This is a genomic window from Rhodococcus zopfii NBRC 100606 = JCM 9919 (assembly GCF_001895025.1).
GTDB lineage: Bacteria > Actinomycetota > Actinomycetes > Mycobacteriales > Mycobacteriaceae > Rhodococcus > Rhodococcus zopfii.
In genome coordinates this window covers 224,447-238,144 of the sequence record NZ_BCXI01000010.1, presented here as the reverse complement: position 1 = coordinate 238,144, position 13,698 = coordinate 224,447, and the positions used below count along the sequence as shown (strand labels likewise).

The 13,698-nt window shown below is 68.9% G+C and carries 17 protein-coding genes and 1 tRNA gene; 6 read left to right on the top strand and 12 right to left on the bottom strand.

The features are described 5' to 3' along the window. Positions 1–8: 8 nt before the first annotated feature. From RZ1_RS07565 to mscL, 4 genes are all read right to left on the bottom strand, one after another. Entirely contained in the window at positions 9–524 is a 516-nt protein-coding gene (locus RZ1_RS07565; RefSeq protein ID WP_238071913.1) for an SAM-dependent methyltransferase, read from the bottom strand. After that, positions 521–2,014, bottom strand: a complete 1,494-nt coding sequence (locus RZ1_RS07560) for a BCCT family transporter (protein WP_072810689.1) — start codon at positions 2,012–2,014, stop codon at positions 521–523. The genes RZ1_RS07565 and RZ1_RS07560 overlap by 4 nt, the downstream gene beginning before the upstream one ends. 335 nt (positions 2,015–2,349) lie before the next feature. Further along, positions 2,350–2,718 carry a GntR family transcriptional regulator gene (locus tag RZ1_RS07555; RefSeq protein ID WP_072810583.1) on the bottom strand — a complete coding sequence of 123 codons (369 nt, stop codon included), beginning with the start codon at positions 2,716–2,718 and terminating at the stop codon, positions 2,350–2,352. An 81-nt stretch (positions 2,719–2,799) separates the two neighbouring features. Further along, the gene (mscL, locus tag RZ1_RS07550) at positions 2,800–3,231 is read right to left on the bottom strand and encodes a large conductance mechanosensitive channel protein MscL (RefSeq protein ID WP_072810581.1); all 432 of its coding nucleotides are present in this window, start codon (positions 3,229–3,231) and stop codon (positions 2,800–2,802) included. Between the two features lie 152 nt (positions 3,232–3,383). On the opposite strand from mscL, the gene arsC reads away from it, so the two are divergent. After that, a complete protein-coding gene (arsC, locus tag RZ1_RS07545) occupies positions 3,384–3,731 on the top strand; it encodes an arsenate reductase (glutaredoxin) (RefSeq protein ID WP_072810579.1) in 348 nt (115 codons plus the stop codon). A gap of 202 nt (positions 3,732–3,933) precedes the next feature. On the opposite strand, the gene arcA is transcribed toward arsC, so the two are convergent. Continuing rightward, positions 3,934–5,145: an arginine deiminase gene (gene arcA, locus RZ1_RS07540; protein ID WP_072810578.1), complete on the bottom strand. Its 1,212-nt coding sequence runs from the start codon at positions 5,143–5,145 to the stop codon at positions 3,934–3,936. Positions 5,146–5,214: 69 nt separating this feature from the next. On the opposite strand from arcA, the gene RZ1_RS07535 reads away from it, so the two are divergent. Then, a complete protein-coding gene (locus tag RZ1_RS07535) occupies positions 5,215–5,682 on the top strand; it encodes a heme-binding beta-barrel domain-containing protein (protein ID WP_072810576.1) in 468 nt (155 codons plus the stop codon). Between the two features lie 3 nt (positions 5,683–5,685). Here RZ1_RS07535 and RZ1_RS07530 read toward each other — a convergent pair whose 3' ends face one another. From RZ1_RS07530 to RZ1_RS07525, 3 genes are all read right to left on the bottom strand, one after another. Next, positions 5,686–6,540 (bottom strand): SDR family oxidoreductase, encoded by an 855-nt coding sequence (locus RZ1_RS07530; RefSeq protein ID WP_072810574.1) that lies wholly within the window; start codon positions 6,538–6,540, stop codon positions 5,686–5,688. Between the two features lie 129 nt (positions 6,541–6,669). Then, complete coding sequence (locus RZ1_RS30435) at positions 6,670–6,813, bottom strand: hypothetical protein (RefSeq protein ID WP_169917878.1); 144 nt, start codon at positions 6,811–6,813, stop codon at positions 6,670–6,672. Between the two features lie 142 nt (positions 6,814–6,955). Beyond that, positions 6,956–7,031, bottom strand: a tRNA-Ala gene (locus RZ1_RS07525). A 99-nt stretch (positions 7,032–7,130) separates the two neighbouring features. On the opposite strand from RZ1_RS07525, the gene RZ1_RS07520 reads away from it, so the two are divergent. After that, positions 7,131–7,949 (top strand): methyltransferase domain-containing protein, encoded by an 819-nt coding sequence (locus RZ1_RS07520; protein ID WP_072810572.1) that lies wholly within the window; start codon positions 7,131–7,133, stop codon positions 7,947–7,949. On the opposite strand, the gene sepX is transcribed toward RZ1_RS07520, so the two are convergent. The 4 genes from sepX to RZ1_RS07500 all read right to left on the bottom strand — a co-directional run bounded on the left by sepX (position 7,919) and on the right by RZ1_RS07500 (position 11,823). After that, the gene (gene sepX, locus RZ1_RS07515) at positions 7,919–8,734 is read right to left on the bottom strand and encodes a divisome protein SepX/GlpR (protein ID WP_072810571.1); all 816 of its coding nucleotides are present in this window, start codon (positions 8,732–8,734) and stop codon (positions 7,919–7,921) included. The two genes, RZ1_RS07520 and sepX, sit on opposite strands and share 31 nt — an antisense overlap. A 246-nt stretch (positions 8,735–8,980) precedes the next feature. After that, positions 8,981–9,616 (bottom strand): GNAT family N-acetyltransferase, encoded by a 636-nt coding sequence (locus tag RZ1_RS07510; RefSeq protein ID WP_139281793.1) that lies wholly within the window; start codon positions 9,614–9,616, stop codon positions 8,981–8,983. Continuing rightward, positions 9,616–10,875, bottom strand: coding sequence for a molybdotransferase-like divisome protein Glp (gene glp / locus RZ1_RS07505; protein ID WP_072810567.1), 1,260 nt, complete (start codon positions 10,873–10,875; stop codon positions 9,616–9,618). Before glp ends, RZ1_RS07510 begins: the two co-directional genes overlap by 1 nt. A 36-nt stretch (positions 10,876–10,911) precedes the next feature. After that, entirely contained in the window at positions 10,912–11,823 is a 912-nt protein-coding gene (locus tag RZ1_RS07500) for a UTP--glucose-1-phosphate uridylyltransferase (protein ID WP_072810566.1), read from the bottom strand. 61 nt (positions 11,824–11,884) lie between these two features. On the opposite strand from RZ1_RS07500, the gene RZ1_RS07495 reads away from it, so the two are divergent. The 3 genes from RZ1_RS07495 (at position 11,885) to RZ1_RS07485 (ending at position 13,638) form a co-directional block, all read left to right on the top strand. After that, positions 11,885–12,460, top strand: coding sequence for a 5-formyltetrahydrofolate cyclo-ligase (locus tag RZ1_RS07495; protein WP_072810687.1), 576 nt, complete (start codon positions 11,885–11,887; stop codon positions 12,458–12,460). A gap of 82 nt (positions 12,461–12,542) precedes the next feature. Next, entirely contained in the window at positions 12,543–12,818 is a 276-nt protein-coding gene (locus RZ1_RS07490) for an FmdB family zinc ribbon protein (protein WP_072810564.1), read from the top strand. 97 nt (positions 12,819–12,915) lie between these two features. Next, positions 12,916–13,638, top strand: coding sequence for an SAF domain-containing protein (locus tag RZ1_RS07485; protein ID WP_072810562.1), 723 nt, complete (start codon positions 12,916–12,918; stop codon positions 13,636–13,638). Positions 13,639–13,698 lie beyond the last annotated feature (60 nt).

Sequence of the window (13,698 nt, the reverse complement as noted above, 5' to 3'; positions counted from 1 at the left end):
GTGAACGATCAACCTTTTTCGGCCGAACCGATCGGCGCCGCCAGGACCCCCACGGTCCGGCCCCGCTCGACCATGTCGACGATCGCGTATCCCGCCGCCGCCAGCAGGGCGCTGATCCGCATCGAGATCGGCCCGGTCGCAGTTCCGGGGGGCGGTTCGTCGAACACCCACAATTCCCCGCCCGGGCGCAGCAGCGCTGCTGCCGCCGCCGGCACGGCCGGGCTGCCGGAGCGGAAGGCCGGCACATCGATCGCGAAGATCAGATCGAACGGACCGCAGTCGGCGAGGTCCGGGAACCGGGCCACCCGCAGTTCGACGCCGGGCCCCTCCCGGTTGCGGCGCCGGGCGCGGTCGATCTGCGTCGCCGAGCGGTCCACCCCCAGGATCGTCCCGTGGGGGCCGATCCGCTCGCGCACCAGTGCCACGGCCAACCCGCCCCCGCAGCCGATCTCGAGGACCCGGGTGCCCGGCCGCGGAGCCATCGCCTCGACCGCGAACGCGACGCGGTCCGGAATGCCGGTCATCCGATACGCCGCAGCGTCCGCCGCGGACCGCCGACGAGCGGATCTCGCGACAGGTCGCGGTAGAGGGAGACACACAACACCAGCATGACGACCACGAACGGAGCCGCGGCGATGATCGTCATGGTCTGGAGGGCGCCGAGCGCTTCCGAACCACCGGTCCACAGCAGCAGCGCGGCGACCCCGCCGGTGAGCGCACCCCAGAACACGACGATCCACCGGCTCGGTGACAGCGTCCCGCGCTGGGTGAGGGTGCCCATTACCATCGACGCGGCATCGGCGCCGGAGACGAAGAAGATCGCGACCAGCAGCATCACGACGACGGTGGACACCCCGACGAGCGGCAGGTTGCCGAGCATGCCGAACAACTGTTCCTCGAGGCTGCCTGCCCCGGCGATGTCGCGACCGTCCTGCTGCTGACCGATGGCCGCGCCGCCGAACACCGCGAACCACAGCAGGCTCACGATGCCGGGCACGATGATGACGCCGACGACGAACTGCCGGACGGTTCGGCCCCGGCTGATGCGGGCCAGGAACATGCCGACGAACGGCGTCCACGAGATCCACCACGCCCAGTAGAAGATCGTCCACGACGAAAGCCATTCGCCCGCGCCAGGACTCGATGCTGCGGTGCGCGCGGACATGCGGGCCAGGTCCGCGGTGTATGCGCCGAGGGTGGTCGGGATCAGGTTGAGGATCAGCACGGTCGGCCCCAGCACGAACACGAACAGCGCCAGACCGAGCGCCAGCACCATGTTGATGTTGGACAGCCACTGGATGCCCTTGGCCACCCCGGACACCGCGGAGGCGATGAACGCGAGGGTCAGGATCGCGACGATCGCGACGAGGAGCAGGACCCCGGCCTCCTCCATCCAGCCCGTGACCTCGAATCCGGAACCGATCTGCAGGGCGCCGAGCCCGAGGGAGGCTGCCGTGCCGAACAGCGTCGCGTACAGAGCAAGGATGTCGATGACCTTGCCGAGCGGGCCTTCCGCGCGGCGGCCGAGCAGCGGCACGAACGCCGAACTGATGAGTTGCTTCCGGCCCCTGCGGTAGGTGCCGTACGCGATCGACAGACCCACCACCGCGTAGATCGACCAGGGGTGCAGGCTCCAGTGGAACATGGTCGTGGCCATGGCCGGTCCGACGCCACCGGCGCTGCGGGGCGGTGGCGACACGTAGTGCGAGAGCGGTTCGGCGACACCGTAGAACATCAGGCCGATGCCCATCCCGGCGCTGAACATCATCGCGATCCAGCTCACCGTGCGGAATTCGGGCTTCTCCCCGTCCTTGCCGAGCGGGATCGCCCCGAACCGGCTCACCGCGAGCCACAGCGCGAAGATCACGAATCCGCTGGCGGCGAGAACGAACAGCCAGCCGAGGTCCACGACGAGCCGGTCCAGTACCCTCCCGGTCACCGTGTTCAGGTTGTCGGGGGCGGTCAGGCCCCACACCACGATGCCGACGACGAGGGCCGCGGCGACGCCGAACACGACGCGGTCCGTCGACGGTCGGCGGTCCCGGCCTGCGGCAGGCTCGGCCCGACCGCCGTCCGGCGTGCCGACGTCCTTCGGACCGAGACCGGGCGGAGGCGGACCGGCGTCGGGCGGTGTCGGCGCACGGGGTGTTCCCGGCGCACTGGGTGTTCCGGGCGCACTGGGTGTTCCGGGCGCAGGAGTGGAGCCGGTTCGATCCGCGGGCACGGTCATGGATCAACGCTCGTCCACAACCGGGATCGGCGCAAGCACCACGACCGTGGATCGGAGCCGAAATACACCTTGAACAGGGCATTTCCAGCCGCTGTCACAAATCGGGCACGCGGGACGTGTCAGGCTCCGCGCACTGCCGCGACGACGAACTCGAGGATCTCGTCGTCGGACATGCCGAGGGCGCGCAGTTCCGCGACGTACGTGGTGGTCGCCCGCTGGGCGAGCGTGAGCGTCGGATCGCCCGATGCGGCAGCGGCGACGAACGTACCGGCGCGACCTCGCGTCTCGAGGACCCCGGCCTGTTCGAGTTCCCGATAGGTCTTCGCGACGGTGTTGGGCGCGATCCCGAGCTGCTCGGCGAGGCCGCGCACGGTCGGGAGCTTGGTTCCGGCGATCAGCTCGTCGCGGCGCACCAGCTCGACGATGCGGCGGCGCAGCTGTTCGAACGGTGGGATCTGAGAGCTCTGGTCGATGGCGATGTCGAGCACGCGAGCAGAGTACCAGCGGCCGGCACACCGGCCCTGGCAACGCGGCCGGGCCGATGTGACCAGCATGTCGGGTGTGACGGATCAGGCACGAACCTTGTCGAGATCGTCGTCGTCCGAACCCTTCGCGTAGGTGCCCGTCTCGAGCAGGTCACGGATCTGGATGAGCAGGTCCGTCTCGCTCAGCGGCTTGTCCTCGGATTCCTTCGGCGGGGCGAAGCGGTTCTTGGCGGCATTGACCGGGACGATGAGCACGAAGTACACGACCGCGGCGATGATGGCAAAGTTGATCACCGCGGTGACGACCGCACCAATATTGATGAAAGTCTCTGGGCTGGAAGTAATCTGGAATCCCCAGCCGTATTCGTTGGCACCACCGACCGCCGAGACGAGCGGGTTGACGATGTTGTTGGTGAAAGCGGTGACGATCGCGGTGAATGCGGCACCGACGACGACGGCGACCGCCAGCTCGACCACGTTCCCACGCAACAGAAAATCCCTGAACCCTGTGAGCATGCGCCCCGTCTCCTCCCTATCGGCATTACGCGCGTATTGACGGCCGAGAATCGTAGGGGTCGGCCGGGAAACCTTCAAACGGGACATCTCCGCAGCGGCAGACAGGGCGGCGTTGCAGGACGCCGGATGCGTCGCACGGCACAATAGCGGCCATGGCCAAGACCGCGACGATCTACCACAACCCGCGCTGCAGCACGTCCCGCAATACCTTGAAGGTTCTCCAGGAGGCCGGCCTCGAACCGACCGTCGTGAAGTATCTCGAGACCCCGCCGTCCCGGGACGGCCTGCGCAAGCTGCTCGACGATGCGGGCCTGAAGCCCAGCGAGGCGATCCGCCGGAAGGAAGCGCTGTTCGCCGAACTGAACCTCGCCGACGCGTCCGAGGACGAACTGATCGACGCGATGGTCGAGAACCCGATCCTCATCGAGCGGCCGATCGTCGTCACCGACAAGGGCACCGTCCTCGCGCGGCCCGTCGACAAGGTCCGCGAGATCCTCTGATCCCCGCGCCCGCGTCTCCCCCGGAGACGTGGGCGTTTTGATCGGACTGTGCGCCCTGCCAACCCCAGGGAAGCGCGGCGGGAAGGCCGATTCCGCGCGGCAGCCCACCGTCTCGACCGGCTGCCCCCACTCTTCCCGAGCGAATGTATCGTTCGATCGATTGAAGGAGACGGACGATACACTCGCTCGGAACGAGGAGAGGTCAGAGCGCTGCCCGCGCGAGCGGGCAGGACATGCACCGCGGACCGCCCCGCCCGGATCCGAGTTCCGACCCCGCGATCCGCAGCACCTCGATACCGGCGGCCTCGAGCCGCGCGTTCGTTTCGACGTTGCGCTCGTAGGCGACGACCACTCCCGGCGCGACCGCGAGGGTGTTGTTGCCGTCGTCCCACTGTTCCCGCTCGGCGACGACCGAGTCCAGGCCGGTGTCGATGACGCGGAGCTTGTCGATACCCATCGCGTCGGCGGCGGCCTCGAGGAACGGTCGCGGCCCGCCGATGCGGGCGTCGCCGTCTTCCCGGCGGATCATGAAGGCCTCGAGCATGTTGCGGATCGCCGGGTACATGACGACCGCGTCGGTGTCGACCATCGTGCATACCGTGTCCAGGTGCATCGTCGCGCGCTGCTGCGCGATCGGCACCGCCAGCACCGTGTGCGCCAAACCGTCCTCGAACACGCTGCGCGCCAAGGCTTCTGCACCGGCCGGGGAAGTACGCTCCCCCACCCCGACCGCGATCACCCCGGGCGCGAGCAGCAGCACGTCGCCGCCTTCGACGGGAGCGGTGTGCGATTCGTACGCGCGGCGCACCCCGAGGAACCGTGGATGGAACGCGTAGATGAGGTCGGTGAGTGCGGCTTCGCGGCGACGCGCGGGCAGCGCGAGCGTCGGGATCGCGACGCGCTCTCCGATCCAGAACGACGAGTCGCGGGTGAACAGCAGATTCGGCAGCGGATCGATCACGAAGTCGGCGCCGTGATGCATGAGCCGCACCAGCGACGGCGGTCCGGCGACCCCGGCTTCGGGCAGTTCGTCGAACGTCATGCCCGCAACCAGGATCCGGGTCAGTTCCGGTGCCGCGAGAGTGCGCAGGTGCGTGGCCAGGTCCTGCGCGAGCGCATGCCCGAGCCGGCGCGGATCGACCGCCGAGGAGATCCCCTGGATGCGTGCGGCACCGCTGACCTCGAGGGTTTCGGCAAGCAGGTCGGCGAGCAGCAGCACCTCGACGCCGCGACCGCGGAGCAACTCGGCGAATGCGTCGTGTTCTTCCTGGGCGCGCGCCACCCACGGCAGCGCGTCGAACAGCAACTGGTCGCTGTTGCGGGGTGTCAGCCGCTCGAGTTCCGCGCCGGGCCGGTGCAGCATGACCGTCGCGAGGGCACCGACCTCGGAATCCACACACAACTGCGCGTCCATGCGTCAACGGTAGTGCCGGCACCCGGTCGGTGGGAGGATCGACGTGCCCGTACGAGAGGAGAAATACACGTGACGGATTCGGACCCGCTAGGAGAACTGGCCCCGTTCACCGGCCGATGGGTCGGCGGCGGCGACGGCCACTATCCCACCATCGACGACTTCGCATACGACGAGACGATCGAGTTCACGTCGATCCCCGGTAAGCCGTTCCTGATGTACGTCAGCCGCACCCGCGCCCGCGACGACGGCCGCCCACTGCACACCGAGAACGGCTACCTGCGACGCAGCGGCCACGAGGTGGAACTGCTGGTGTCGCAGCCCACCGGGTTCGTCGAGATCCAGCGGTCGCGGCTCAGCCACGGCGTCCTCGATTTCACGACCGTGCATCTCGACCGTTCACCGGATGCGAAGCCCGTCCACGAGCTGCGCCGCCGGTTCGTCCTGGACGGCGACATTCTCGCCTACGACCTATGGATGGCGCACGCCGCGACGCCGCTGACCCATCACCTCCACGCGGAGTTGGCGCGCGAGGCGTGAGCCCTACCTTCCGACGCGCCGCAGGGTGCGGGTGAAGTAGTCGTTGGCGAACTGCATCGTCACGTTGTACGGCAGCGCGAACTTGCGGGCCCACCAGTAGCCGAATCGCACGTCGAACGACGTGTAGACGAGGAAGCGGTTCTTCTTGATCCCGGTCAGGATGCAGTCGGCGACCTTCTCCGGCGACGACGCGTGCTTCTCGAACCGTCCGGTGAGCGCGCGGGCTTCGGGCGCGTCGCGATCGACGCCGACGATCTGCACGGTGTTCACCAGCGGGGTGCGAACCGCACCGGGCACCACGAGGGACACCCCGATGCGGTGGCGTTTCAGATCGAATCGGAGGACCTCGGAGACGCCGCGCAAACCGAACTTGGAGGCGCTGTACGCCGAATGCCACGGCAGGGCCAGCAATCCGGCCGCAGACGACACGTTGACGAGGTGCCCGCCGCGGCGCGCCTCGATCATCGGGGGCAGGAAGTTCTCGATGACGTGGATCGGACCCATGAGGTTGACGTCGACCATCTGCCTCCAGTGCCGGTGCTCGAGCTTGTCGACCGTGCCCCACACCGACACCCCAGCGACGTTCGCGACGATGTCGACGCTGCCGGACTGCGCGTGGACCTTCCCGGCCCATGCGGTGACGGCGTCGTAGTCGGAGATGTCGAGGGCGTCGGCGTGCAGGACCACGCCGCCTCGTTCACGGACCGTACAGGCGGTGTCGTCGAGGCCGTCGGCCGATATGTCGGTGAGCACGAGTTCGGCACCCTCCGCGGCCGCGGCGAGCGCCAGTGCACGGCCGATCCCGCTTGCCGCACCCGTGACCAGGAACTTGATACCGCGCAGGTCCTTGATTGTCATACATCCCCGTCCACTGTGCCCGCAGAGTGCTTTTGCGTACCCTAGCGGCCACGGCGGACGGTGTCAGAGCCTGCGATTCGGACGTACCGTGGACTGCGGTGACCCGGGGCGTCGAGGAGTCGCATCTCTCTAGAGTCGCTCGGCCATCTCCTCCTGGTACTGGCGGATCGTCTCCTCGATCTGCTCGGCGTCTCCGGTTCGGTTCTCGTGCCGCGCTGTGTCGGCTCGCTCGCGGAGCACCCGAATCGCACGCCGAAGTTCGTCGTCACTCATCCTGTGTTCCATATCACATAGTCTTCCCGGTTTCTCGGCGCGCTGCCACCGGATCGGGTGCCGTTGCGATAACGGTGGCCGGGAAACGACGAGTGCCGGAAACCGACGAAGGGCGCCTTCCGGATCGGAAGGCGCCCTTCGGTGGTGGAGCTGAGGGGAATCGAACCCCTGACCTCTTCGATGCGAACGAAGCGCGCTACCAACTGCGCCACAGCCCCAATCGGTCCCTATCGGAACCGCTCGCAAACTCTAGCAAACCGAGCGCCCGTGCACGAAATCGCCTGGTCACGCGCGGCAATGGGGGCAGAATAGGCGTCATGACCAGGCGTGAGACGTTCCAGGTCTCGTCCGGCGCCGCCGAGATCTACGAATCTCGATTCGTGCCGGCGTTGTTCGCCCAGTGGGCTCCGCTCGTCGTCGATCAGGCCACGGTCACCGAGGGACAGCGGATCCTCGATGTCGCCTGCGGGACCGGAGTGGTGGCCCGCGCCGCTGCCGACCGGGTCGGCCCGCACGGCCTGGTCGTCGGCCTCGATCTGAATCCGGGGATGCTGGCGGTGGCCCGGCGTATCCGTCCCGACCTCGATTGGTGCCTCGGCGATGCCGGCACCCTGCCCTTTCCCGACGACACGTTCGACGCGGCGCTGTGCCAGATGGCGCTGATGTTCTTCCCCGACCGGCGGCGGTCGCTGGCGGAGATGCACCGCGTCGCGCGCCGGGTCACGGTATGCGTGCCGGCGGCCCTGCCGGACCAGCCCGCCTACGGACTGCTCGTCCGTGTGGCGGCGCGTCACGCCGGTCCCGAGGCGGTGGCGCTGCTGGACACCTACTGGAGTTGCGGCGACCGCGACGAACTCGTCGCACTCGTCGGCGAGGCGGGCGCGACCGTCGAGCGGTGTACGACCCACACGGGCACCGCGCGCTTTCCGTCACCGGATGCGTTGGTGGACACGGAGATCGACGGGAGTCCGCTCGCCGAGCGGATCGGGGCCGAAACCCGCGAGGCCATCCGGCGGGACGTGAGATCCGAGCTGGCCCGGTACGTGCAGGCAGACGGGACGGTCGCGGCGCCCCTGGTGGCCCATGTCGTCACGGGCCGGCGTGCTCACTCGCCGGAAGCGCGACGCACTTCGTAGTCGGACGGCTCGGGCGAGTCGTGAGGCTCGTAGACGTCGGACTCGTCCTCGTAGGTGTCGAGGTGATCGAACACCGGGTCCTCGTCGTCCACCTCGAGCACGATGGCACCGGGACGCCGCAACCGAGAGGGGATCAGGCGGAGTTCCTCGTCGCTGCGCGATTCGACGCCGAGCCGCGATCGCGCGAGCCGGGCCATGCGGCGACGGCGGATCTCCTGCTCGAGCTGCACCTGCCGGCGCAGGTAGAACAGATAACCGATCAGGACGCCCGTCGCCAGCACGCACAGCCACCACAGCGTGGACGACACGATGAGCGCGAGCGCGGCGGTCATGATCGCCGCGAAGAGCAGTCCGAGCACGGCGCGTTGCCGGAATTCGTACCGCGCTGCCCGAGCGACCGCGTCGGCGTGCGGATCGAACCCGCCGCGACCGCGGCGCTCGGGGACGTACTCCCGGGCGGCTCGATGGGAGGCTTCTTCGGGTGGCCGCTCGTCGAGATCGACGAGTTCCTGAGTGTCCATGCTGTCCTCCGCGGGGCGGTCCACTCGACCGGCCGCCAATGGTGCGCGGCGGCGATCGCGACTGGGACGCCAGTTCGGATCACTGCGGTGACCTGCGGCCGGACCACGCGGGGTGATCGGGTCGTCGTCACCACGGTGCAGAACCCGTGTTGCGAGCGCGGCGTCGGTCGTCTGGCGGATACGGGGGCGTTTCGTGACCAGCATCGGCACCAGGACGAACAACCACACGGCAACGAGCCCGATCCACAGGAGCGAGTTCGGCATACCGGCGGCCCTCCTCCCAGTTGTCGCCTACCAGCCTGTCGACGCCACTGACCATGTCAGGCTAATGGCATCCGCTCGGTCACCCCGACAGAAACGCCGGACTCATGCGACAACAACTGCAACACGAGTCACCACGAATCATGTGACACTTTCTTCACTCTAGTCACAGGAATATATGTCTGCATGCGTATTACTACGCGGTATGACCGTAATGTGCGTTACATCTGGTTATAGTGATCCGTTTTTTCACGCCCAGCTGGCGCGACCGCTCCGAACGAGCCGATCGGACACCGAACCGGGCACTTCCTCGACGGTCATCGCGACCAGCAGATGGTCGCGGAACGAGCCGTATACGTCGAGGTAGCGGCGCAGCAGTCCTTCCTCCCGGAACCCCACGTTGCTGAGCACCGCGCGGCTCGCCGCGTTCTCCGGCCGCACGGTCGCCTCCACGCGGTGCAACCCCACCGGACCGAAGCAGTGGTCGAGTCCCAGCGCGACCGCCGCGGTCGCGACCCCCATCCCGTTGACGTCCTTGCTGACCCAGTAGCCGATCCACGCGGACCGCAGTGCGCCGCGGATGATGTTGCCGACGGTGAGCTGCCCGCAGAACTGCCCGTCGAGCTCGATCGCCATCGGCAGCATGTGTCCTCTACGGGCCTCGGCGCGCAGGCTCCGGTACATACCGGGCCACACCGAGATGTGGTGCCGCGCATCCCACGGCGCGTCGCCGGTCGGCTCCCATGGTTCGAGATGGCTGCGCTCGGCGGTCCGCAGCCGGCTCCACGCGGCGGCGTCGCGCAACCGCACGGGCCGCACCGTCACCACCCCGCCGCGCACCCGCAGCGGACCCAGATCCGCCGGCCAGCCCGGATGAACCCCGATCAACCGCGCTGCCCGAGGAAGGCCACGTCGACCGGGTCGCCGGTGCGAACCTCCGAGACGTCGGGATCGATCAGCACCAGGCAGTTCGCCTCGGCGAGCGTCGCGAGCAGGTGCGACGACGCGCCCGCCGCCCCACCGAGCGCCTGCACGAGATAGTCGCCGGACGCCTCGTCGCGCATCAGCTGGCCGCGCAGGAAACCCTTACGTCCGGGGATGGAGGTGATCGGCGCAACCGTCCGTGCCTCGACGACCCGCCGCATCGGGTGCCGCCGGCCGAGCGCGATGCGGATCAGCGGCCGCACCATCACCTCGAACACGACCAGCGCACCGACCGGGTTGGCGGGCAGCAGGAACGTGGGCACCTCGTCGCGGCCGAGCTGACCGAAGCCCTGCACGGACCCGGGGTGCATCGCGACACGGTCCACTTCGAGGACGCCGAGATCCGACAGCGCTTCCCGCACGTCCTCGAGTGCGCCGCCGCCGACCGCCCCGGCGATGACGACGATCTCCGACCGGATCAGCTGTCCCTCGACGACCTCCCGCAGCGTCTTCGGGTCGGTGCCGGCGATACCGACCCGGTTGACGTCGGCGCCGGCGTCGCGCGCGGCCGCGGCCAGCGCGTACGAGTTCACGTCGTACACCTGCCCCGGTCCGGGGGTCCGGTCGACGTCGACGAGTTCGCCGCCGACGGAGATCACCGACAGTCGCGGCCGCGGGTGCACGAGCACCTTGTCGCGTCCGACGGCGGCGAGCAGACCGACCTGCGCGGCTCCGATGATGGTCCCGGCACGGACCGCGACGTCGCCGGGCTGCACGTCGTCGCCCGCGCGGCGCACATAGTCGCCGCTGCGGACGGCCTTGTGGACCTTGATGCGGGCGGTGCCGCCGTCGGTGCAATCCAGTGGGAGCACCGCGTCGGCGAGGGTGGGCAGGGGTGCGCCGGTATCGACACGCACCGCCTGCCGCGGTTGCAGCCGGATCGGCTGGCGTGAGCCGGCGCGGACCTCCCCGACGACGGGCAGGCTCAGCTCGGCGGGTTCGCCGTCCTCGACGGTGCCGGCGGCGCCTGCGTCCTGCACATCGACGCTGCGCACCGCGTATCCGTCGATCGCGGCCTGGTCGAATCCCGGCAGAGGCCGTTCGGTGACCACTTCCTCGGCGCAGAGCAGACCCTGTGCCTCGGAGATCGCCACCCGAACCGGCCGGGGTGCGACGGCTGCCGCCGTGACCCGTGCCTGCTGTTCCTCAACCGACCGCATACCGTTTCTCGTCCTCCAGCCGCGACCCGACGACCGTCAGCGTTCGAGGCGCTCAGTGAGCCACTGACGCAAAGACGGACCGTATTCCTCGGTGTTCAACGCAGAGTCAACCGCAGCGCGCAGGTAGCCCCCGGGATTTCCGAGGTCGTGTCGAGTACCGCGATGCACGACGACGTGGACGGGGTGACCGTCCTTGATGAGCAGGGCGATGGCGTCGGTCAGCTGGAGTTCGCCGCCGGCGCCGGGGGTGATGCGGCGCAGGGCGTCGAAGACCGCACGATCGAGCAGGTAGCGGCCTGCGGCGGCGAACGTCGACGGAGCCTCCTCCACGGCCGGTTTCTCGACCATGCCGAGGACCTTGAGGACGTCGGGGTTGGTGGCGTCGGGCACGGTCTCGACCTCGAACACTCCGTACGCGCTGACCTGATCCTTGGGCACGTCGATCGCGCACAGCACCGAGCCGCCGCGCTTGGCGCGTACGCGCTGCATGGTCTCGAGGACCCCGACGGGCAGCACGAGGTCGTCGGGCAGCAGCACCGCGATCGCGTCCTCGTCGGGATCGAGCGCCGCTTCCGCGCACGCGACCGCGTGGCCGAGTCCGAGCGGTTGTTCCTGGATGACGGACTGCACCTCGAGCAGCCCGGACGACTTGCGGACCTTGGCGAGCAGCTCGTACTTGCCCTTTTCCTCGAGCTTGGATTCGAGCACGAGATCCTCGACGAAGTGTGCGACCACCCCGTCCTTGCCGGGTGACGTGACGATCAGCAGTCGTTCGGCACCGGATTCGGCGGCTTCACCGGCCACGAGTTCGATGCCGGGGGTGTCCACGACCGGGAGCAGTTCCTTCGGCACGGTCTTGGTCGCCGGAAGAAACCGCGTGCCCATCCCTGCCGCAGGGACGACTGCCGTCCGGAAATGTCGGACGCCGTCGGTCGTTTTGTTCGTCATAGACTCCCACCCTAACGTTCGCTACCGCGCGGTAGCCCCTCACGATCTTAAGGTGGCCGGTGTGCAGGCACGATCCAAGGCCGTCTGGCGGACATCGATCCTCGCCGCCCGGCGCAGTCGCAGCGACGCGCAGCGCCGCGTCGAGAACGATGCGCTGACCGCATCGGCCCGCGTCCTCGCCGCGTCCGGGACGACGGTCTGCGCGTACGTTCCGGTGGGTTCGGAACCGGGGTCGCTGACGCTGCTCGATGCCCTGCGGGATGAGGGGAACCGCGTGCTGGTGCCGCTGACCAGCACGGACAGTGCGCTCGAGTGGGCCGAGTACACCGGCGAGGACGATCTCGTCACAGCGGATTTCGGGCTGCGTGAACCCCGCGGCCCGGTGCTGGCACCGGAGACCGTGCTGCAGGCGTCGGTGGTGCTGGTGCCGGCGCTGGCCGTCGACCGGCGCGGTGTCCGGCTGGGCCGCGGCGCCGGGTTCTACGACCGGACGCTGCACCTGGCCGATCCGGCGGCCCGGCTGATCGCGGTCGTGCGCGACGAGGAGCTGGTCGACGAACTGCCCGAGGATCCGCACGACATCCGGATGACGCACGCCCTGACCCCGGGCGGCGGGCTGACCGCCCTGGCGGAATAGATCTCACACTGGCGCCGTTGGCACTGTCGGCTGTAGAGTGCTAAAGCTGCGATTTACTTTCAAACGCGCGGAGGATTCACCGGTGCCCACCTATTCATATGCCTGCACGGCTTGCGACAACCGCTTCGACATCGTGCAGTCGTTCAGCGACGACTCTCTCACCGAGTGCCCCGAGTGCACCGGCAAGCTGCGCAAGCTGTTCAACTCCGTCGGAGTCGTCTTCAAGGGCAGTGGTTTCTACCGCACCGATTCGCGTGGCGGCAGCAGCACCGCGAGCGAGCCGGCGAAGTCCGACTCCTCGAGCAGCAGCTCGTCGACGTCGAAGAGCACCGCGGCCCCGGCGGCTGCCGCGAGCTGATCGCGAGTTGTCCACAGGCGGACCGTTCGTCCACAGCCCGCCCGTAATACACGCTTCACGAGGCCGGCAGGCACGGCCGAACTCGTAGGGTTCGGCAATGCCTGCCGGTCTTTTTCCGTTTCCGCCCCGCTCGCGGCTCCGCCCTCCCGGTGCGCCTCGCGCAACGACCTCCCTGCGGCCCACCCTCGGCGATCGCGCGAGCACGCTGTTGCGGCCGGGCTGGGCGCGCACGGTCGCGGCCCGGCGCGGCGTCGCCGCACTGCTGACGCTCGTCGCCGTCGTCGCGGCACTGCGGGACGGGCCGTCGAGCGGCCGGTCCCCCGCCGTCGTCGCCGTCCGCGATCTGAGTCCCGGGCACACTCTCACGCTCGACGATGTCGAACTCGTCGACCGCGAATCGGCATCGGTGCCGTCCGGCGCTCTCACCGCTCTCTCCGACGCCGTCGGCCACACGCTGTCCGGACCTGTCCCCGCCGGCGAAACGCTCGTCTCGGTGCGGATGCTCGGCCCGCGCCTGGCGGGTGCGGCGACCGGGAATCCGGATGCGCGTGTGGTGCCGATCCGGCTGGCCGACGCGGGTGTCGGCGATCTGCTGCGCGAGGGCGATCTCGTCGACGTCCTCACGGTCGCGCCCGGGTCCGAAGATCTCTCCCCCAGCGCGCAGGTGTTGGCGACGGGCGCGACCGTCGTCCTCGCCCACACCGCGGAGAGAGCCCGTGACCAGCGTGAACGTGTGGTTCTGCTGGCGTTGGCGCCGGAGCAGGCGACGGCGGTCGCGGCGGCGTCGCTGGTCAGCGCGCTCACCGTGACGTTGCACTGAGCTGTGCGAACCGATGCACTGAGCTGCGCGAACCGATCGCACTGAGCTGCGCGAACCGAT